Consider the following 19,682-nt stretch of genomic DNA (forward strand, 5'->3'; position numbering starts at 1 on the left):
GAATACGTATGGGTTCGTCGCAGGGGATCCCGTTAACCTCAGTGATCCGACTGGGCATTTTCCTGTTCGCAAGCTGCTTGTCGGCGCAATTGTTGGCGTTGGTGTTTCAAGCGGGATCGCGGCTGTATTTACTGAAGGCGAAGTTAGAATCGCGCTAACCGTTGCTGCTGCTGCGCTTTTTTCTGCGGCTTCGATATCAACCATGTTATCTGCCAAGGTCGATCGTCCGAACATATCCAGGCATACTCCTAGGCATACTCCTAGGCCTACTCCTAGGCCTACTCCTGGGACAATTGAGCAAACGAGCCCTCTCGACTGGCGAAGGGGGTCGCTGCCGCGCTACGAGTCGCCTCTTTCTAACGATTCCATCGAATTGTCTAATTTCCTATCTAGACGTGAACCTCCTCCTCCTTACCCGTTTAATGACCAGGCTCTGAATGCACAATCATTGAACAGCTCGGGGGCCTACCCTTTCCAGTCACCGACAAACTCACTGATTGGCGCAAGCGTATTGCCATCGACCACGGCGACTAATCAAGTCGCTCGCATTCGCTCATCCATTTAACAGCCAATCAGGCGGGCGTCGGCAACCACAACCGAAACCGCGCCCCGCCCAACGGCGACGACTCGACCGTCAACGTGCCGCCTTGCGCCTCCAGCGCCCGGCGGCTGATCGCCAGCCCCAGGCCAAATCCACCGGTGGACCGGTCCCGGCTGCGATCGAGTCGATAGAACGGCTCGAAAATCCGCTCACGCTCGTCATCCGGAATGCCGATTCCGTCATCGTCCACCCAGATTTCGCAGCCCCTGGGGCAAACCTGAACGCCAATCTGAATGCGCTTTTCGCAGTAGCGCATGGCGTTGCGCAGCAGGTTCTGCAGGGCGCGGGCGGTCAGGCGTGGGTCGAGGCTGAAGCGTTCGAGCTGGCCGTGGAGCAGCACGTCGATGACGATGTCCGGGGCTTGTTCGTCATCGATGCTGCCCAGGATGCTGTCGATGAATTCATCCAGCGACACCTCGACCTGTTCCGGCACCCGTGCCGGGTTTTGCAGGCGACTGTAGGACAGCAGTTCCAGCACCAGCTCATCGAGTTCACGAATGTGGTCGACCAGCCCTTGCAGGCGCTCGCGGCTGGTCGCCGGCAAGTCGTCGGACAGCGCCAGGGCCAGGCCGAAATCCAGGCGCGTCAGGGGGGTGCGCAGTTCGTGGGACACCGCATTGAGCAAGTCCCGTTGCTGGTTCAGCAGGTTCTCGATGTCGCCCGCCATGGTGTCGAAGACATTGGCCAGGCCGCCGATGTTGGAGCTGGGGGCGATCTGTGTGCGCTCGCTCAAATGGCCCTTGCCGAAGCGTTCCGCCGCGCTTTTCAGGCGCTCCAGGTCGCGCCAGTGCGGACGCAGCCACAACAGCAGGCAGGCGAGCATGGTCGCGCCGATCAGCACGTTGATGCTCCAGTACAACAGGCTGACGTCCATCGGGTCCGGCGGCACGACCATCTGCACCACGGTGTGCTCGTCCAGCGGCGTCACCGCCAGGGTGCGCCAGCCCCAGTCGCCAATGCGCACGACGTTTTCGCCGCGCTGCAAACGCTGCTGTTCCTCGAGGGTAAACCCGGCATCGTCGTTGCCGCTGAGCACGATGTGCAGCGGCTGGAACTCCTTGTCCATTTGCGCCGCCAGGGCCGGCCATTGCTCGGACGGGACGGCCTTGAACTGCTTGACCATGAGGGTTTGCAGGCCACGGGAATAGTCGAGATTGTAGGTGAGGAAGCGCTCGTGGAAGACCTTGATCACGAGGTCCGGTACCAGGTAGATCGCGGCGCTGAAGGAAACGATGGTCACCAGGTACAGGCGAAAGAGGATCCTGAACATCGTCTTAGCATTCCCACTCGGAACGGCTGAACAGATAACCCTTGCCCCACACGGTCTTGATCTTGCGCGCTTCGCCGGCGTTGTCGTCGAACTTGCGCCGCAGCTTGGAGATCGCCACGTCCACCGAGCGGTCGGTGCCGTTGAATTCGATGCCGCGCAGGCGTTGCAGGATCTGGTCGCGACTGAGCACTTCGCCGGCGTGTCGGGCCAGCACCACCAGCAGGTTGTATTCGCCGCTGGACAACTCCACCGGTTGTGCGCGCCAGGTCACCGTGCGTTCGGACAGGTCGATGCACAGGTTGCCCATGAGGATGCGGTCGTTGGCCGCCGGTGGATCGCTGAGGCTGCTGCGCCGCAGCAAGGTGCGCACCCGAGCCAGCAGCACCCGGGGCTCGCAGGGTTTGGTGACGTAGTCGTCGGCGCCCATTTCCAGGCCCAGCACCTGGTCGTGGCTATCGTCGCGGGCGGTGAGCATCAGGATCGGCAAGGTCGCCGAATCGGCACGCAGCAAGCGGCAGACCTGCAGGCCATCGAGACCGGGCAGCATCAGGTCGAGGATCACCAGGTCCGGCGGATCGAGCCGCGCACGCTCGCGCACCTGGTCGCCGCGGCCTATCACGCTGACGCAGTAGCCGTTGCGTTCCAGGTAGCTGGCAATCAGCTCGGCGAGTGCGGTGTCGTCTTCGACCAGGAGGATGTTGGGCATGGGGTGTTTTCCAGCAAAATGCGAGGGTGACTGTTCCGGTCTCTTCGCGGGCAAGCCCGCTCCCACGAAGATTTCGCGGACAACTGTAGGAGCGGGCTTGCCCGCGAAGAGGCCGGGACAGTCGCAATAAAATTCAAGTTGTTCAGGATATACGCCCTCACGCACACCCGAGTAAAACCCTTACACAATTTCACACAGCACCAACAAAGCTTCACCGCTACCCTCGCCGTCGCCCAGTAGGATGCTGGGGGTCATTATTGGGGTCTTTCATGTCTAAGAATCTGCTTGCCGGGCTCAGCCTGATCGCACTGGCGTTGACGCTGAGCGCGTGCGACAGCGCCTCGAACGCCGAAGAACAGGCGCCGCCAGTCACCGTGCGCATCGAAACCATCGAAGCCCGCCCGCTGTCGATCAGCAGCGAATTGAGCGGGCGGATTGCCGCGCCGCGCATTGCCGAAGTCCGTGCCCGCGTGGCCGGCGTGGTGTTGCAGCGGGCCTTTCGCGAAGGCAGCGACGTGAAAAAGGGCGATGTGCTGTTCCGCATCGACCCGGCGCCGTTCAAGGCCGACCTGGACAGCGCCGACGCCGCGCTGCGCAAGGCCGAGGCCAATGCGTTCCAGGCCAGGCTGCAGGAACAGCGTTACGCCCAGTTGATCGAAGGCAACGCCATCAGCGGCCAGGACTACGACAACGCCCGGGCCGCCACGCGGCAAACCGCTGCCGACGTCGCCGCCAGCAAAGCCGCCGTGGAGCGAGCGAAACTGAACCTGGGTTATGCCACGGTGACGGCGCCGATTTCCGGGCGCATCGGCCGCGCGTTGGTCACTGAAGGCGCGCTGGTGGGGCAGAACGAAACCACGCCACTGGCGCTGATCCAGCAGTTGAACCCGATCCACGCCGACCTCAGCCAGTCGACCCGTGAACTCAACGACCTGCGCCGCGCCTTCCGTTCCGGCCAGTTGCAGCAGGTCGGCCAGGACCAGGTCAAGGCCACGCTGATCCAGGACAACGGCAGCCTCTACACGCTGCCGGGCAAGCTGCTGTTCACCGACATCACGGTCGATCCGGGTACCGGCCAGGTCATCCTGCGCAGCGAATTCCCCAATCCCGATCTCGACCTGCTGCCCGGCAGCTTCGTGCGCGTACGCCTGGAGCAAGGGGTCAACCAGCAAGGCATCAGCGTGCCGCAACGGGCCATCCAGCGTGACAGCGCCGGCATCGCCCAAGTGTTGTTGCTTGACGCCGAACAGCGCGTGGGCCTGCAACCGGTGGAACTGGGTGGCGTGCAGGACGACCGCTGGATCGTCACCGGCGGCCTCAAGCCCGGCGATCGCATCGTCATCGAAGGCCTGCAGCACGCCCGCCCCGGCGAGACCGTGCAGATCGATGACACCCCTCTTCCACTTGCCCAGGTTTCTGGCCAGTAAGCAGGACGCTTGTTTATGCCGCAGTTCTTTATCGACCGCCCGGTGTTCGCCTGGGTGGTGGCCCTGTTCATCCTGCTGGCCGGTGCCCTGGCCATCCCGCAGTTGCCGGTGGCGCAGTACCCCGATGTGGCGCCGCCACAGATCGAAATCTATGCCGTGTACCCGGGCGCTTCGGCGCAGACCGTGGACGAAAGCGTGGTCAGCCTGATCGAGGAAGAACTCAATGGCGCGGATCACCTGCTGTATTTCGAGTCGCAAAGCAGCCTCGGCAGCGCCACCATCAAGGCGACTTTCCAGCCGGGCACCGACCCGGAAATGGCCCAGGTCGACGTGCAGAACCGCCTCAAGGTGGTCGAATCGCGCCTGCCGCAAGCAGTGAACCAGCAGGGCTTGCAGGTGGAGAAAGTCTCCGCCGGTTTCCTCCTGCTGATCACCCTCACCTCCAGCGACGGCAAGCTCGACGCCGTGGCGCTCAGCGATTACCTGGCGCGCAACGTGATGAACGAGATCAAGCGCCTGGACGGCGTCGGCAAGGCGCAACTGTACGGCGCCGAACGGGCGATGCGGATCTGGATCGACCCGCAGAAACTGATCGGCTTCAACCTCACGCCTGCCGATGTCAACGCCGCCATCGTCGCGCAGAACGCCCAGATCTCGGCCGGCAGCATCGGCGACTTGCCGAGCCGCACCACCCAGGAAATCACCGCGACCATCCTGGTCAAGGGTCAACTGTCGACCCCTGAAGAATTCGCCGACATCGTGCTCAAGGCCAACCCCGACGGCTCCACGGTGCGCGTGGGCGATGTCGCGAGGGTCGAGATCGGCAGCCAGGAGTATCAGTTTTCCACACGCCTCAACGGTAAACCCTCGACTGCCGTCGGCGTGCAACTGTCGCCGGGGGCCAACGCCCTGAACACCGCGACGCTGGTGCGGGCGAAGATGGATGAACTGGCGCGTTACTTCCCCGCTGGCGTGGAATACAAGATCCCGTACGACACCTCACCGTTCGTCAAGGTCTCGATCACCAAGGTGGTCTACACCCTTGGCGAGGCGATGTTGCTGGTGTTCGCGGTGATGTTCCTGTTCCTGCAAAACGTGCGCTACACGCTGATCCCGACCCTGGTGGTGCCGGTGGCGCTGATGGGGACGTTTGCGACCATGCTGGCGCTGGGTTTCTCGATCAACGTGCTGACCATGTTCGGCATGGTGCTGGCCATCGGCATCCTGGTGGATGACGCGATCGTGGTGGTGGAAAACGTCGAGCGGATCATGGCCACCGAGGGTTTGTCGCCCAAGGAAGCGACACGCAAGGCGATGCAGCAGATCACCGGCGCCATCGTCGGTATCACCCTGGTGCTGGTGGCGGTGTTCATTCCCATGGCGTTCATGCAGGGTTCGGTCGGGGTGATCTACCAGCAGTTTTCGCTGTCGATGGCCACCTCGATCCTGTTCTCGGCATTCCTGGCCCTGACCTTGACCCCGGCGCTGTGCGCAACCTTGCTCAAGCCGATTGCCAAGGGCGAGCACCACGAAAAGAGCGGGTTCTTCGGCTGGTTCAACCGCCGTTTCGAGCAGCTCACCGAGCGCTATCAGGGTTGGGTCGCCTATGCGTTGAAACGCACCGGCCGCTACCTGCTGATCTACGGTGTGCTGCTGGTGGGGCTGGGTATTTGCTTCAGCCGCCTGCCCTCCTCGTTCCTGCCGGTGGAAGACCAGGGCTACACCATCACCGACATCCAGTTGCCACCCGGCGCGAGCAAAAACCGCACGGTGCAGGTGGTCGAGCAGATCGAGGCGCATAACGCCACGGAACCCGGCGTGGGCGACAGCACGGTGATCCTCGGTTTCAGTTTCTCCGGCAGCGGCCAGAATGCGGCGCTGGCCTTTACCACGCTCAAGGACTGGTCGGAGCGCAGCAGCGACGACTCGGCCAGCTCCATTGCCGATCGCGCCAACATCGCCGTCAGCCAGATCAGGGATGCCGTGGCCTTCGCGGTACTGCCGCCACCCGTGGACGGTCTCGGTACCTCCAGCGGTTTCGAGTTCCGTTTGCAGGATCGAGGCGGCCTCGGCCATGCCACGTTGATGCAGGCGCGCACTGAATTACTCGCCGCCGCCGAGAAAAGCCCGATCCTGATGAATGTGCGTGAAAGCGCCCTGGCCGAAGCGCCGCAGGTCGAGCTGATCGTCGACCGCAAGCAGGCAAACGCCCTGGGGGTGTCCTTCGCCGACATCGGCAGCGTGTTGTCCACCGCCGTCGGCTCAAGCTACATCAACGACTTCCCCAACCAGGGGCGGATGCAGCGTGTTGTCGTGCAGGCCGAGGGTGATCAACGCAGTCAGGTGGCCGATCTGCTGAAGATTCATGTGCGCAACAGCGACGGAAAAATGGTGCCCTTGTCGGCCTTCGTCCAGGCCAGATGGACCCAGGGGCCGGCGCAATTGACCCGCTACAACGGCTATCCGGCGGTGAGCATTTCCGGCGAACCGACGCCCGGCCACAGCACCGGCGAAGCCATGGCCGAGATCGAACGGCTGGTGGCGCAGGGTCCGACCGGGTTGGGCCAGGAGTGGACCGGGCTGTCGTTGCAGGAACGCCTGTCCGGCAGCCAGGCGCCGATCCTGTTGGGCTTGTCGCTGTTGATCGTGTTCCTGTGCCTGGCGGCGTTGTACGAGAGCTGGTCGATTCCGACCTCGGTGTTGCTGGTGGTGCCATTGGGCGTGCTCGGTGCGGTACTGGCGGTAACGCTGCGCGGCATGCCCAACGATGTGTTCTTCAAGGTCGGGCTGATCACCATCATCGGCCTGTCGGCAAAGAACGCGATCCTCATCATCGAGTTCGCCAAGAGCCTGTACGACGAAGGCCACGACCTGATCGACGCCACATTGCAGGCCGCACGCCTGCGCCTGCGGCCGATCGTCATGACCTCGCTGGCGTTCATCCTCGGCGTAGTGCCCTTGGCGATCGCCACCGGCGCCAGCTCGGCGAGCCAGCAAGCCATCGGCACCGGGGTGATTGGCGGGATGATCACCGCGACCCTGGCCGTGGTGTTTGTGCCAGTGTTTTTCGTGGTGGTGATGAAGCTGGTGCGCAGAAAGCACTAACCAACACCAATCCCCTGTAGGAGCTGCCGAAGGCTGCGATCTTTTGATTTTGATTTGTTTAAGATCAAGATCAAAAGATCGCAGCCTTCGGCAGCTCCTACAAAAGCGGGGTGGCCTGCGTTATGGTGCAACGAGGTTCCGTCAAAGTATGCCTTCATGCCCTATCTCACCCACACCCACCCTCGCCTGTCGGCCGCCACCACCTTCGGCATCGCGGTGGGCATTCTGGCGCCGGCCGATTCGATCATCAGCAAGATACTCTTTGGCTGGAATGCCGGGGTCTGGACTTATCTGCTCCTGATGATCTGGCTCGCCGCGCGCAGTAAAGCGCAAGACGTGCGGCGCATTGCCGAGATCGAAGACGAAAACGCCGGGCTGGTGCTGCTGGTGGTCAGCATCGCCGCGATTGCGAGCCTTGCCACCATCGCCTTCGAACTGGCCGGCAGCAAAGACCTGGAAACCACGCGCAAGTTGCTGCACTACGGGTTTACCGCGTTGACCGTCACCGGTTCCTGGCTGCTGATCGGGGTCATCTTCAGCCTGCACTACGCCCGCCTGTTCTACACCTGGGAAGGCAAGGACCCGGCGCTGCGATTTGCCGAGGGTTTGACCACCCCCAACTATTGGGACTTCCTGTATTTCTCCTTCACCATCGGCGTGGCAGTGCAGACTGCGGATGTCGGTGTGGCGACTCGGGATATGCGCAAGATTGTACTGGCGCAGTCGTTGATCGGGTTTCTATTCAATACAGCGATATTGGGCTTTTCGATCAATATCGCCGCGGGATTGTTTGGCTGATGTTGCCTCATTTAGTCGTCATCTCAGCGATTAACGGCAGCGATTCCCCAACAGCATTTCGCGCTGTAATCCGCACGTCATAGCGGGTGTTTGCAAGCAGGAGCGGCGTCAACATCGTGCCATCTGCGGTGTAATGAAGATCGCGTCCCTGTGGTCCGGTCAATATGATTCGATAATCGATTACATCCATCCCATCTATCGGAGCATCCCATCTCAGTATGGATAACAACACCGATGTTGAATAACGGAAGTTTCGGGGAGCACTTGGCGCGACGTGTTTCCCGTGAGACACGTCAGCCGAAACAGACCAATTTCCAGCCGCGTCTCTGGCGCGCACTTCAAATCTTTCGACGGCACCCTCTATCAAACCAGTGACAGGATGGCTGGTTCCGCTCACAGCGACCCAAGCCCCGTCGTTGCGGCGAACTTGATAACCTGTCACGCCCACATTGTCTTCAGGGGCACTCCAGTTCAGTGTTGCGTTACCTGGTGTTGATGCAATGAGTTTCAATTTCCTCGGCTTGGTGGGGGGCACTCGGTCATGGGTCACTACCTGAATCGACACAGGCAACGCCGGAGCGGGACCTTCGATCCTGCGTGGCTGGAGCTTGAACGTATAGGCCTTTTCGGGGATCAAGTCAGTTAAGATGTGTTCCAGCGCAGTGGTTCGTACAGGTTCACGCCCTGGGCAGGTGATTTCGTAATCGATAAAATAGGAGAGATCTTCCGGTCTTTCCCACTTCAACCATGCCTCGGAAAATGTCCTGCCCGGATTGTGCAGGCCGCGCGGTTGCGTCAGGTTCGGACCCATGGTGACTTCGGCACTGGAGGGCTCCGAGAAGCCACTGCCGTTAAAACCTCGAACCTCGATGAAGTATCGCGTACCAGGCGCCAGATACTTGAGGGTGTCTGTGAGATTCGCGGTTCTGTGCCTGTCAATCACCTCGGGGTATTTATCCACAAGGCCATACGCGACTTCATAATTGGGGGACTGGGGCGGGCCCCAAGTGACGCGAACCTGATCGAAGGTCACCAGCGTATGCAAAGTCCCTGGTTTTGAAGGAATGGCAGGTCCATCCAGTGTTTTTTCGGTGATCCGCGCAGGCGAGGACTCGCCGTTGGCGTTGGCTGCACTGACCTCGACAAAGTACAGCGTATTTTTAGTCAGCCCGGTCAGCTCAAGGCTCGGTTGCACCGAACTTTTCGTCTGGACAGGACCGTTTGGCTCGATTCCATAGCGGATGACATATTCAATAGCCCCCGCCGAAGGCGACCACGCCAGGACCATCGACACAATGGCGGGCGTTGCACGCAAATTGGTCGGGGCTGCAGGCACCGCCAGCGTGGTTGCCGTTGTTCGTACCGACGCCGAATCACCCGCCGCGTTGAACGCCACCAGATCAAAATAATAGGCGGTCCCCGAGCGTAACCCGCTGACCGTGCAGGCCTCGACAGTGGCGGTGATCGTATTGATCACCGGACCATTGGGGAGCAAGCCGTAACTCACTCGATAACCTGAGGCAAGCGTGGACTTTTGCCAGGTCAATGCCACTGAGTCTTTCGTCGGCCTGGCACTGAATCCGGTCGGGGCAACAGGCTTTGCGATGCCGGCCTTTGTGGTTGCGATACCTTCCGATTCTGGCGAGAGGCCGGTCCCATCTTCCGCGCGTACCTGGATGAAGTATTTGGTTTCCGGCTGCAACCCTGTAATGAGCAAGTTTCGGGCCGTCGTATGTTTTTTATCGATAGGGTTCGGCCATTGATCATCACGCCCATAGGCAACTTCAAATCGGTTGAATGGCGTGGTGTAGGACCACGCGACATTCATCGAATCCGAGGTTATGGAAGAGAACTGGAGAGTACCGGGTTTCTGCGGTAGTAAAAGATTCATGACCTGCCCTTTCTGCTCAAATAGCTCCATGGCCTGAGACTAAAGCCCAACCTCTTTGAAAAACAGCTATCAGAACAGTTAGTGGCGTTGCAGCGTTTTTGTGCTATGGCCCAATGTTTTTTGCACAAACGTTCTAGCCATCGCCCTCGGCGCAAGCGTTAAATACGCTGGCAATCCGTCCCACAGGTACAACATGACCGCCCACAACTGGATCGACCTGGCCCAGGATGCCGACACCGGCATCGAGACCCTGCGCGCGCATTTCCAGGGCCATGCCTACGATCCGCATTGGCATGACAGCTACCTGGTGGGTGTGACCGAGCAAGGGGTTCAGCAATTCAATTGCCGCCGCACGAAGCACCAGAGCACACCGGGCAAGGTGTTTTTGCTCGAGCCGGGCGACATTCATGACGGCGATGCGCCGACCGCCGACGGTTTCACCTATCGCATGTTGTACCTCGACCCGCACTGGTTGCGGCGCGAACTCGCGGCGGTGTTCGACAATGCCCCGCAAAATGCCGAGTTGAGCTTCGCCAATACCCTCGCAACCGACCCGCGCCTGGCCCATGCGACCAGCCTCGCGTTTGAAACCCTGCACCGCGGCGAATTGAAGATCGTTCGCCAGACCACCCTCGACGCCCTGCTCGAACGCTTGACCAGCCATTTGCACTGGCGCACTCGCCATGGCGAAGACCCGCGCCTGCCCCAAGTGGCGCAGAAGGCTCGAGAATACCTGCACGCCAACGCGCAATATGACATCGGCCTCGACCAGTTGGCCGCCGTTACCGGGGTCGACCGCTTCCGCCTGACCCGCGCCTTCAAGGCGGCTTATGGCATCGCGCCCCATGCGTATCTGGTGCAGTTACGTTTGGCCACGGCACGGCGAATGCTGGCCCGTGGTGAGCAACCTGCGGTGGTGGCGATGACCTTGGGTTTTGCCGACCAGAGCCATCTGGGCCGCTGGTTCGTGCGTGCCTACGGCATTACACCAGCGCTGTACCGCAAGCGTTGCTCAAATCTTCCAGACAGAAAGACGCCGCTTTGTGAAGATCGAATTCAATGATCTTCACCGGAGTTTGCCTGATATGCTGCCCTCTTTCCCGACGTTACTGCCCTTCCTGTTGTTTGCCTTTGTCGCCTCGATTGCCCCTGGCCCCACCAACATCCTGGTGTTGAGCAACAGTGCCCGATACGGCTTGGCGGCCGCCGTGCCGATCATATTCGGCGCCTGCGCCGGGGCCGCGACCATGGTGCTGCTGGTGGGCACCAGTGCAGGTTCGTCGCTGGCCGCCTGGCCCGCCCTGCAAACGGTCATGCAGTGGGCCGGTGTGATGTGGCTGAGTTACCTGGCGTGGCAGATATTCCGTGCCCCGACCGTCGCCATCAGCGCGCAGAAAACCGAGCGCCGCCTGGGCATGTTCGGTGCCGCCAGCCTGCAATTGATCAATCCGAAAACCTGGATGATGGCGCTGGCGGTGGTCAGCGTGTTTGCCGGGGCTGGCGAACAGCGCCTGGTTCATGTGCTGTATCTGTCGCTGGTGTTCTTTCTGATTTCCCTACCTTGCCTCGGCGTCTGGGCGCTGCTCGGCGCGGGCTCCACGCGATGGCTGGGTTCACCCCGGGCCATGCAGCGCTTCAACCGCTGCATGGCCCTGTTGCTGCTGGGTTTAACCTGGCTGAGCGTGTTGGCTTGATCCCAATTGTCAGTATTTATTCATCGAATACTTGACGAAGCATTGGTTTCTGGTGTTTTCTGAAACCGGTTTCAGCGCCATGCGCTCGAACTTATAAATCCAATAAGAAGGTTTGTAGCCGTGAACGATTTTTCCGCCGCCCAGCGCAGCCGCGTGACCATGCTCGACGTGGCCGAACACGCCAAGGTCTCCAAGGCCAGCGTTTCACGGTTCATCGGCGACGATCGCGCACTGCTCTCCGATGCCATCGCCCAGCGCATCGAACAGGCCATCGCCGAGCTGGGCTATCGCCCGAACCAGATGGCCCGCGGCTTGAAGCGCGGGCGTACCCGCCTGATCGGCATGCTGGTGGCCGATATCCGCAACCCCTATTCGATTTCCGTGATGCACGGCGTGGAAACCGCCTGCCGTCAGCACGGCTACAGCCTGGTGGTGTGCAACACCGACCGCGACGACGAGCAGGAACGCCAGCATCTGGCCCTGCTGCGCTCGTACAACATCGAAGGCTTGATCGTAAATACCCTCGGCCATCACCGTGACGCGTTGCACGAACTGCACCGGGAGATGCCCCTGGTGTTGGTGGACCGCAAGGTCGAGCACCTTGAGAGCGATAGGGTCGGGTTGGACAACCCGGCGGCCGTCGCGATGGCCCTCGCCCACCTTGAAGAACGCGGCTACCGTGACGTGCTGCTGGTCAGCGAGCCGTTTGACGGCACCAGTTCGCGAATCGAGCGGGTCGCCAGCTTCAAGGCGCAGATCGAGCAGCGGCCCGCGCTTCGCGGGACAAACATCGAAACCGGCAGCGAGCTGACGGCAAATCTGAAAACCTTCCTCGATACGCCCGGCCCTGGCCCGAAAGCGCTGTTTTGCGCGAACGGGATCGCCGCGCTGGCCAGTACCTATTCCTTGCGTGAACTCCATTGCAATCTGTTTGAGGACGTGGGGCTGATCGCCCTCGATGACCTGGATTGGTATCCGTTGGTGGGCAGCGGCATCACCGCCCTCGCCCAGCCGACCAGCGAGATTGGCGCGAGTGCGTTTGAGTGTTTGCTCAAGCGGCTGCGTGGGGATGACGGGCCGCTGCGGACGCTGGATTTTTCGGCGCGGTTGATTGTCAGGGGGTCGACCCTTGGAGTTTTCCGGTGATTGGACGGGCCCCTTCGCCGGCAAGCCAGCTCCTACAGAGAGCTGGCTTGCCAGCGAGAGAGAGGCCCTAAAGATCGCCATTTTTTTTGAACAAATATGAAACCGGTTTCAGAGGTAAAAAAACAATGAACAAACCTGCCGTTTCCATCAGCCTCTCCAGCTACGGCGCCGATCTGGTACGCCAGCGCGGTCAAGGCAGTTTCATCGACGTACTGGCCGCCGCCGGCGCCTCGCGCATCGAATGGCGCGAAGAATTGCTGACCGCTGAAGACCCCGCTCAACTGGCCAATGCTACTCAAGCCGTGGGCCTTGAAAGCGTCTATTCCTCACCCATGGAACTGTGGCTGGCCGGCCAGGCGAAACCCAATCCCGAGCTGGTCACCGCGCTGCAACGCGCCCAGGCATTCGGGGCCAAATGGCTGAAGGTGTCCCTGGGTTACTTCACCGACAACTGCGACCTTGTGGCCCTGAACCGCACACTCGCACAGAGCCCGGTGCATCTGCTGGTCGAGAACGACCAGACCCTGCAGGGCGGTCGCATCGAGCCGTTCCAGCGTTTTTTTGCTGAAGTCGAGCAACACAACCTGCCCATCCAGATGACCTTCGACATCGGCAACTGGCACTGGCAGGACCAGTCGCCTGCCAGCGCCGCGCGCCTGCTCGGCCGCCACGTCGGGTATGTGCACTGCAAGGCGGTGACCCGCCGCGCCGACGGCAAGCTGGTCGCCATCCCACCCGCCGCCAGCGACCTGCATCAGTGGGAACAGCTTCTGCGGCACATGGCCCAAGGGGTTATGCGAGCCGCGGAGTATCCGCTGCAAGGTGACGACCTGGTGCAACTGACCACTGAACACGTCGCCGCCCTCGCCCACCTGGGCCACGCGCAGCTGGAGAACGCCCATGTCTGAGATCGATATCCTGTCGTTCGGCGAAACCATGGCGATGTTCGTCGCCGAGCAGGCAGGCGACCTGGCCAACGTCGGCGCGTTTCACAAACGCATCGCCGGTGCCGACAGCAACGTCGCTATCGGCTTGTCGCGCCTGGGGTTCAAGGTGGCCTGGTTGAGCCGGGTGGGTGCCGACTCCTTGGGTCGCTTCGTGATCGACACGCTGGAACAGGAAGGCCTGGATTGCCGCCACGTCGACATCGACCCCGCGCACCCCACCGGTTTCCAGCTCAAGTCGCGCACCGACGATGGCAGCGATCCTGCGGTCGAATATTTCCGCCGTGGTTCGGCGGCCAGTCACCTGTCGGTGCACTCGATCGTGCCCGACCTGCTCAAAGCCCGGCACCTGCACGCCACCGGCATTCCCCCGGCGCTCTCTGAAACCGCGCGGCAGATGTCCTTCGAACTGATGACCCGCATGCGCCAGGCCGGGCGCAGCGTGTCGTTCGACCCGAACCTGCGCCCAAGCCTGTGGGCCAGCGAGCAAAAGATGATCACTGAGATCAACCGCCTCGCCGCCCTCGCCCACTGGGTGCTGCCGGGGCTGAGCGAAGGTCGCTTGCTCACCGGTTTCGAAGACCCGGCCGACATTGCCGCGTTCTACTTAGGCCAGGGCGCCGAAGCCGTGGCGATCAAACTCGGCCCGCACGGTGCTTATTACCGCACACACCTGGATCAAGGATTCGTCGCCGGCGTGCCGGTGCAAACGGTGGTCGACACCGTCGGTGCCGGCGATGGTTTTGCCGTCGGCATGATCAGCGCCCTCCTGGAAAACCACAGCTTTGCCGACGCCGTGCAGCGCGCCAACTGGATTGGCAGCCGGGCGGTGCAGAGTCGTGGGGATATGGAGGGGTTGCCGACCCGAGCCGAGATGTCCGTTGAATTCGAGGCCGTCATCGCCAGCAGGCTGGCTCCCACAAAACCTGTGGGAGCCAGCCTGCTGGCGATGAGGCCGGCACAGTCACTGAAGATTTAACACCTGCTGCGACAAAAACAACAAGCTCAGGAGCATCACCATGAAAACCGCAACCCTCGCCACCCGCCGCTGGTGGTACATCATGCCCATCGTGTTCATCACCTACAGCCTGGCGTACCTGGACCGCGCCAACTACGGCTTCGCCGCCGCGTCCGGCATGGCCGCGGACCTGATGATCACCCCGGGCCTGTCATCGATGCTCGGCGCGCTGTTCTTCCTCGGTTACTTTTTCTTCCAGGTACCGGGGGCGATCTACGCGCAGAAACACAGCGTGAAGAAACTGATCTTCGTCAGCCTGATCCTCTGGGGCAGCCTCGCGACCCTGACCGGGATCGTCTCCAACGCCTACTGGCTGATCGTCATCCGCTTCATGCTCGGCGTGGTCGAAGCTGCCGTCATGCCGGCGATGCTGATCTACCTGTGCCACTGGTTCACCCGCGCCGAACGCTCGCGGGCCAACACCTTCCTGATCCTCGGCAACCCGGTGACCATGCTGTGGATGTCGGTGGTCTCGGGCTATCTGGTGCAGCATTACAGCTGGCGCTGGATGTTCATCGTCGAAGGCTTGCCGGCGGTGCTCTGGGCGTTTATCTGGTGGCGCCTGGCCGATGATCGTCCGGCCCAGGCCAAGTGGCTCAACGACCAGGAAAAACAGGACCTGGAAAGCGCCCTGGCTGCCGAACAGGTCGGCATCAAGGCGGTAAAAAACTACGCCGAAGCCTTCCGTTCGCCGAAAGTGATCATCCTCGCCCTGCAGTTCTTCTGCTGGAGCATCGGCGTCTATGGCTTCGTGCTGTGGCTGCCGTCGATCCTCAAGGCCGGCGCACAGATGGACATGGTCGAGGCCGGCTGGCTGTCGGCGCTGCCTTATCTGGCGGCGGTGATTGGCATGCTGCTGGTGTCCTGGGGCTCGGACAAACTGCAAAAACGCAAACGCTTCGTCTGGCCACCACTGTTGATCGCCTCGATCGCGTTCTATGCGTCCTACGCCCTGGGCGCCGAACATTTCTGGTGGTCCTACACCTTGCTGGTGATTGCCGGTGCCTGCATGTACGCCCCTTACGGGCCGTTCTTCGCGATCATTCCGGAGATCCTCCCGGACAACGTGGCCGGCGGCGCGATGGCGTTGATCAACAGCATGGGCGCGCTCGGTTCGTTCGGCGGCTCCTACCTGGTCGGCTACCTGAACAGCTCCACTGGTTCGCCCGGCGCGTCCTACCTGTTGATGAGCGGCGCGCTGATGTTCTCGGTGGTGCTGACGATATTCCTCAAACCCGGCGCCAGTGATCGGGAGCGTCCCCCGGTCGCTGTGACCCGTACCGCCGCCCATTCCTGACTGGATGACGACTATGAAAAAGCAGGTTGTTCTGTACAAGAAACTCTCGCCGCTGCTGATGGCCCGCTTGCACGAGCAGGCCGAGGTGACGCTGATCGAGAGCCTCGACGACGAAGGCCTGGCCCGTCTGCGCGAGGCCCTGCCCCACGCGCACGGCTTGCTGGGGGCCAGCCTGAAACTGGACGCCGGACTGCTGGACCTGGCGCCAAACCTGGAGGCCATCGCCAGCGTCTCGGTGGGGGTCGACAACTACGACATCGACTACCTGACCGACCGCCGGATCCTGCTCAGCAACACCCCCGACGTGCTCACCGAAACCACCGCCGACACCGGTTTCGCCCTGATCCTGGCCAGTGCCCGGCGCGTGGTGGAACTGGCAAACCTGGTGCGCGCCGGGCAATGGACCCGCAACATCGGCCCCGCGCATTTCGGCAGCGATGTGCATGGCAAGACCCTGGGCATCATCGGCATGGGGCGCATCGGTGAAGCGCTGGCCCAGCGTGGGCACTTCGGTTTCGGCATGCCGGTGATCTACCACAGCCACTCGCCGAAACCGGCGGTGGAGCAGCGTTTCAATGCGCAGTACCGCAGCCTGCCGGAGCTGTTGCAGCAGGCCGATTTTGTTTGTTTGACCTTGCCGCTGACCGCTGAAACCGAAGGCCTGATCGGCGCAGAGCAATTTGCCCTGATGCGTCCCGAAACCATCTTCATCAACATTTCCCGGGGCAAGGTGGTCGACGAAGCGGCACTGATCGAGGCGTTGCGCACGGGACAGATTCGTGGGGCCGGGCTGGATGTGTTCGAGCGTGAACCGCTGAACCTTGACTCGCCGTTGTTGCAGATGAACAACGTGGTGGCGACGCCGCACATGGGTTCGGCGACCCATGAGACACGGGAGGCCATGGCCCGGTGTGCGGTGGATAATCTGCTGGCGGCGTTGGCGGGTGAACGGCCGGCCAATCTGGTGAATGTGCGGGCGTGGAAGGCTTGAGGGATTGGGTGTTTGTCAGATAGCTATCGCCAGCAGGCTGGCTCCCACATTGGATCTGTGCCGTTCACAAATCTCCTGTGGGAGCTAGCCTGCTGGCGATGAGGCCGGCACAAACACTGCAAATCCCATAGCTATCGCCGGCAGGCTGGCTCCCACATTGGATCTGTGCCGTTCACAAATCTCCTGTGGGAGCTAGCCTGCTGGCGATGAGGCCGGCACAAACACTGCAAGTTTCTCAGGCCCGCCGCGCTTCCAGAAGATCCATCGCACACAGCGCAATCCGCCGACACGCATCCGCCAATTTGCGCTGATCCACCACCAGCCCAATGCGAATATGCCCCGCCGCACTCGGCCCAAACGCCTCCCCCGCCAGCACCGACACCCCATACCCCTCCAGCAACCGCTCGGCGAAATGCTGGGCGGTCAGCCCGGTCTGGCGCACGTCGACCATCACGAACATCCCGCCATCCGGCCGAATCGGACGGATACCCGGACAATGCCTGAGGCTCGCACACACCAGGTCGCGGCGCTGGCGATACTCTTCGCGCATCGACGCCACCTCCGGCAGGTCTTCATCCAGCGCCAGCTGCGCGGCCTTTTGCACGAACTCCGGAATGCCGAACAGCATGCACAACGACAGATGCTCCAGATGGTCACTCAAGGTTTTTGGCCCGATCACCCAGCCCACTCGCCAGCCGGTCATGGCATGGGATTTGGACAGGCTGTTGATGGTCGCCGTACGCTCGGCCATGCCCGGCAGGCTGGCCGGGCTGATGTGTTCGCCCTCGTACAGCAGATCGCTGTAGACCTCGTCGCTGATCAGCCACAGGTCATGCCGAATACACAGCAACGCCAGTTCCTGCCAGATCATCAGCGACAGACTGGCGCCGGAAGGATTGTTCGGGCTGTTGAGCAACAGCGCGCGGGTTTTGGGGGTAATCCGGGCCGCCACGTCCGCCGGATCGACCCGAAAACCGTTCTCCGGACGCACCGGCACCGACACCACCTTCGCCCCACACGCACCGAACACCCCTTCATAGGTCACGTACATCGGTTCGGCGACTATCACTTCGTCGCCCGGATCGAGCACGCACTGCGCGACCGAATACACCGCGTTTTGCGCCCCGGGCATCACGATCACATGGTCGGCGTCCACCACCTGACCGCTTCGACGTCGATGTCGCCGGGCAATGCTGTCGCGCAAGGCCCGACTGCCACGCGCTGACGAATAGTGGGTGTCGCCGGCCAGCAAGCTGTCGATGGCCGCCTGAACGATGGGCTTGGGTGTATCGAAATCCGGGTCGCCGACCGACAGCAGCAATATGTCGACGCCCTGTGCGCGCATTTCCAGTGCGCGGTCATGAATCTGCCAGGCCGCGGCGCCTTCACCGGCGATGCGTTGGGTCAAGCCTGAATAGCGCATGTATTTCTCCAGTCGCGCGAGTTCCTGACACAACCCTATCTCAAATCGCGAAGCGCGCCACCCTGGCGTTCGAATCCCCTTCAATCGGGATTTTATTGTTCAAAAGGTTGCACCGGCGCATCGCGTAGAAAATACCTACACCAGACGGTGCGATAGCTGACAGCCATATCGGCATTTCGTCATTAAAGTCGCCTACCTGTAATTTCTGTCAGGTTCCAAAGTCGTCTGCTTTCGATATAACTGGACCATGCCGACAGCCCTGAATCAGGTGTCTGAAGGCAGGCCGCATGAACCATGCCTTTATGAAGTAGGAAGATTCTGCCGTGCCCACGCCATCATTGATGATAATTGGGAGAGTCCGTCATGTACCGTTCCAACCCAGCTCCAACACGGTCATCGTCAGCCCAGGTCAGTTTCCAGCCACCAGAACCCGCACAACCCAAGCCGATCACACTCACGAACAGGGAAAGAGAAGTCTTGCAGTGGAGCGCTGCCGGCAAATCCTCCTGGGAAATCGGCCAGATCGTCGAATGCACCGAAGCCGGGGTGAACTACCACTTCTGCAACATCCGCCGAAAATTCGGTGTGAGTTCGCGCTGGAGCGCTGTGGTCAAGGCGCTGGAGCAAGGCCTGATTCATCTGCCTTGACCCGCGGCCGGCCAATGCCTGCCGCGATGCACCTGCATCGCGCTGGTGTTGCCGATCGGGGCGCGGCTTCATGAGCCAGCGCATCATTCTTGCCGATGACCATCCGGTAGTGTTGATAGGTGCCAGGACGGCCTTGACCGCATCGCCCGGATCGCCGTTTTCCGTGGTCGCTGAAGCGCTCAACGCCGATGAGCTGATCTATCACCTGGACGTCACACCCTGCGACATCCTGATCAGCGATTATTCGATGCCCTACGGGCGCTTTCCCGATGGCCTGGCATTGATGGGTTACCTGAACCGTCACTTCGGCCACATACCGCTCATCGTGATGACCATGTTGCGCAACCCTTCCCTGCTGCAGGCCTTGCTCAATCACGGTGCGTGTGGCCTGTTCGACAAGCGCAGCCCGTTGAGTGAACTGAAACAGGCCGTAAACAGTGTGACCAAGGGGCGTCGCTATCTCAGCCCTTCTTTTGCCCGGATTCTCGAGGCCCGGTCCCTGCCCCACTGTCGTGCCGACGCGACGGCGAATCTTTCGGAACGAGAAATGGAGGTGGTGCGGTTGTTCGTCCAGGGGTTGTCCGGCCGGCAGATTGCCGCGCAGTTGAATCGCAGTGAAAAAACCATCAGCAGGCAAAAAAGAACCGCCATGGACAAGTTGGGACTTGGCCATGACGGTGGGTTGGTGGAGTTTGCCAGGGTGAGTGGATTAGATGGATGAAG

At 61.4% G+C, this 19,682-nt stretch carries 16 protein-coding genes; 12 read left to right on the forward strand and 4 right to left on the reverse strand.

All coding sequences use genetic code 11. From position 1 onward, the window contains the following. Positions 1–572: 572 nt before the first annotated feature. Entirely contained in the window at positions 573–1,871 is a 1,299-nt protein-coding gene (locus tag ACM6I6_RS17645; protein ID WP_414920323.1) for an ATP-binding protein, read from the reverse strand. A 4-nt stretch (positions 1,872–1,875) separates the two neighbouring features. Then, on the reverse strand, positions 1,876–2,577 hold the full coding sequence (locus tag ACM6I6_RS17650) for a response regulator transcription factor (RefSeq protein ID WP_274077108.1): 702 nt from the start codon (positions 2,575–2,577) through the stop codon (positions 1,876–1,878). Positions 2,578–2,846: 269 nt separating this feature from the next. On the opposite strand from ACM6I6_RS17650, the gene ACM6I6_RS17655 reads away from it, so the two are divergent. The 3 genes from ACM6I6_RS17655 (at position 2,847) to ACM6I6_RS17665 (ending at position 7,907) form a co-directional block, all read left to right on the forward strand. Then, positions 2,847–4,004: an efflux RND transporter periplasmic adaptor subunit gene (locus tag ACM6I6_RS17655; RefSeq protein WP_414920324.1), complete on the forward strand. Its 1,158-nt coding sequence runs from the start codon at positions 2,847–2,849 to the stop codon at positions 4,002–4,004. A 15-nt stretch (positions 4,005–4,019) separates the two neighbouring features. After that, positions 4,020–7,109, forward strand: a complete 3,090-nt coding sequence (locus ACM6I6_RS17660) for a multidrug efflux RND transporter permease subunit (protein ID WP_414920325.1) — start codon at positions 4,020–4,022, stop codon at positions 7,107–7,109. Between the two features lie 156 nt (positions 7,110–7,265). Further along, a complete protein-coding gene (locus tag ACM6I6_RS17665) occupies positions 7,266–7,907 on the forward strand; it encodes a DUF1345 domain-containing protein (RefSeq protein WP_406592163.1) in 642 nt (213 codons plus the stop codon). Positions 7,908–7,914: 7 nt separating this feature from the next. On the opposite strand, the gene ACM6I6_RS17670 is transcribed toward ACM6I6_RS17665, so the two are convergent. Beyond that, positions 7,915–9,798 carry a fibronectin type III domain-containing protein gene (locus ACM6I6_RS17670; protein ID WP_414920326.1) on the reverse strand — a complete coding sequence of 628 codons (1,884 nt, stop codon included), beginning with the start codon at positions 9,796–9,798 and terminating at the stop codon, positions 7,915–7,917. 193 nt (positions 9,799–9,991) lie between these two features. On the opposite strand from ACM6I6_RS17670, the gene ACM6I6_RS17675 reads away from it, so the two are divergent. The 7 genes from ACM6I6_RS17675 (at position 9,992) to ACM6I6_RS17705 (ending at position 16,888) form a co-directional block, all read left to right on the forward strand. Further along, positions 9,992–10,861: an AraC family transcriptional regulator gene (locus ACM6I6_RS17675; RefSeq protein WP_414920327.1), complete on the forward strand. Its 870-nt coding sequence runs from the start codon at positions 9,992–9,994 to the stop codon at positions 10,859–10,861. Between the two features lie 22 nt (positions 10,862–10,883). Next, the gene (locus ACM6I6_RS17680) at positions 10,884–11,492 is read left to right on the forward strand and encodes a LysE family translocator (protein ID WP_414920328.1); all 609 of its coding nucleotides are present in this window, start codon (positions 10,884–10,886) and stop codon (positions 11,490–11,492) included. 120 nt (positions 11,493–11,612) lie between these two features. Further along, positions 11,613–12,638, forward strand: coding sequence for a LacI family DNA-binding transcriptional regulator (locus ACM6I6_RS17685; RefSeq protein WP_414920329.1), 1,026 nt, complete (start codon positions 11,613–11,615; stop codon positions 12,636–12,638). Positions 12,639–12,763: 125 nt separating this feature from the next. After that, positions 12,764–13,546 (forward strand): AP endonuclease, encoded by a 783-nt coding sequence (locus ACM6I6_RS17690; RefSeq protein ID WP_323609390.1) that lies wholly within the window; start codon positions 12,764–12,766, stop codon positions 13,544–13,546. Further along, positions 13,539–14,561 (forward strand): sugar kinase, encoded by a 1,023-nt coding sequence (locus ACM6I6_RS17695; protein ID WP_414920330.1) that lies wholly within the window; start codon positions 13,539–13,541, stop codon positions 14,559–14,561. The genes ACM6I6_RS17690 and ACM6I6_RS17695 overlap by 8 nt, the downstream gene beginning before the upstream one ends. Before the next feature lie 40 nt (positions 14,562–14,601). Then, positions 14,602–15,897: an MFS transporter gene (locus ACM6I6_RS17700; protein ID WP_414920331.1), complete on the forward strand. Its 1,296-nt coding sequence runs from the start codon at positions 14,602–14,604 to the stop codon at positions 15,895–15,897. A 13-nt stretch (positions 15,898–15,910) separates the two neighbouring features. Next, a complete protein-coding gene (locus tag ACM6I6_RS17705; RefSeq protein ID WP_406592166.1) occupies positions 15,911–16,888 on the forward strand; it encodes a 2-hydroxyacid dehydrogenase in 978 nt (325 codons plus the stop codon). 235 nt (positions 16,889–17,123) lie between these two features. Here the strand turns inward: ACM6I6_RS17705 and ACM6I6_RS17710 are convergent, their stop codons facing one another. Further along, a complete protein-coding gene (locus ACM6I6_RS17710; RefSeq protein ID WP_414920332.1) occupies positions 17,124–18,311 on the reverse strand; it encodes a pyridoxal phosphate-dependent aminotransferase in 1,188 nt (395 codons plus the stop codon). 363 nt (positions 18,312–18,674) lie between these two features. On the opposite strand from ACM6I6_RS17710, the gene ACM6I6_RS17715 reads away from it, so the two are divergent. Together ACM6I6_RS17715 and ACM6I6_RS17720 are read left to right on the forward strand one after the other, a co-directional pair. Then, positions 18,675–18,959, forward strand: a complete 285-nt coding sequence (locus ACM6I6_RS17715; protein WP_274077121.1) for a helix-turn-helix transcriptional regulator — start codon at positions 18,675–18,677, stop codon at positions 18,957–18,959. Positions 18,960–19,029: 70 nt separating this feature from the next. Next, on the forward strand, positions 19,030–19,680 hold the full coding sequence (locus ACM6I6_RS17720; protein ID WP_414920333.1) for a response regulator: 651 nt from the start codon (positions 19,030–19,032) through the stop codon (positions 19,678–19,680). Positions 19,681–19,682: the final 2 nt, after the last annotated feature.

This window comes from Pseudomonas sp. IT-P218 (assembly GCF_949767605.1).
Classification (GTDB): Bacteria; Pseudomonadota; Gammaproteobacteria; order Pseudomonadales; family Pseudomonadaceae; genus Aquipseudomonas; species Aquipseudomonas putida_AE.

Bases quoted from the DNA above. Each gene is read 5' to 3' on its own strand.
- ACM6I6_RS17720 (WP_414920333.1), top strand. From the start codon at position 19,030: ATGAGCCAGCGCATCATTCTTGCCGATGACCATCCGGTAGTGTTGATA.
- ACM6I6_RS17695 (WP_414920330.1), top strand. From the start codon at position 13,539: ATGTCTGAGATCGATATCCTGTCGTTCGGCGAAACCATGGCGATGTTC.
- ACM6I6_RS17645 (WP_414920323.1), bottom strand. From the start codon at position 1,871: ATGTTCAGGATCCTCTTTCGCCTGTACCTGGTGACCATCGTTTCCTTC.
- ACM6I6_RS17665 (WP_406592163.1), top strand. From the start codon at position 7,266: ATGCCCTATCTCACCCACACCCACCCTCGCCTGTCGGCCGCCACCACC.
- ACM6I6_RS17700 (WP_414920331.1), top strand. From the start codon at position 14,602: ATGAAAACCGCAACCCTCGCCACCCGCCGCTGGTGGTACATCATGCCC.
- ACM6I6_RS17655 (WP_414920324.1), top strand. From the start codon at position 2,847: ATGTCTAAGAATCTGCTTGCCGGGCTCAGCCTGATCGCACTGGCGTTG.
- ACM6I6_RS17650 (WP_274077108.1), bottom strand. From the start codon at position 2,577: ATGCCCAACATCCTCCTGGTCGAAGACGACACCGCACTCGCCGAGCTG.
- ACM6I6_RS17715 (WP_274077121.1), top strand. From the start codon at position 18,675: ATGTACCGTTCCAACCCAGCTCCAACACGGTCATCGTCAGCCCAGGTC.
- ACM6I6_RS17675 (WP_414920327.1), top strand. From the start codon at position 9,992: ATGACCGCCCACAACTGGATCGACCTGGCCCAGGATGCCGACACCGGC.
- ACM6I6_RS17660 (WP_414920325.1), top strand. From the start codon at position 4,020: ATGCCGCAGTTCTTTATCGACCGCCCGGTGTTCGCCTGGGTGGTGGCC.
- ACM6I6_RS17670 (WP_414920326.1), bottom strand. From the start codon at position 9,798: ATGAATCTTTTACTACCGCAGAAACCCGGTACTCTCCAGTTCTCTTCC.
- ACM6I6_RS17710 (WP_414920332.1), bottom strand. From the start codon at position 18,311: ATGCGCTATTCAGGCTTGACCCAACGCATCGCCGGTGAAGGCGCCGCG.
- ACM6I6_RS17705 (WP_406592166.1), top strand. From the start codon at position 15,911: ATGAAAAAGCAGGTTGTTCTGTACAAGAAACTCTCGCCGCTGCTGATG.
- ACM6I6_RS17690 (WP_323609390.1), top strand. From the start codon at position 12,764: ATGAACAAACCTGCCGTTTCCATCAGCCTCTCCAGCTACGGCGCCGAT.
- ACM6I6_RS17680 (WP_414920328.1), top strand. From the start codon at position 10,884: ATGCTGCCCTCTTTCCCGACGTTACTGCCCTTCCTGTTGTTTGCCTTT.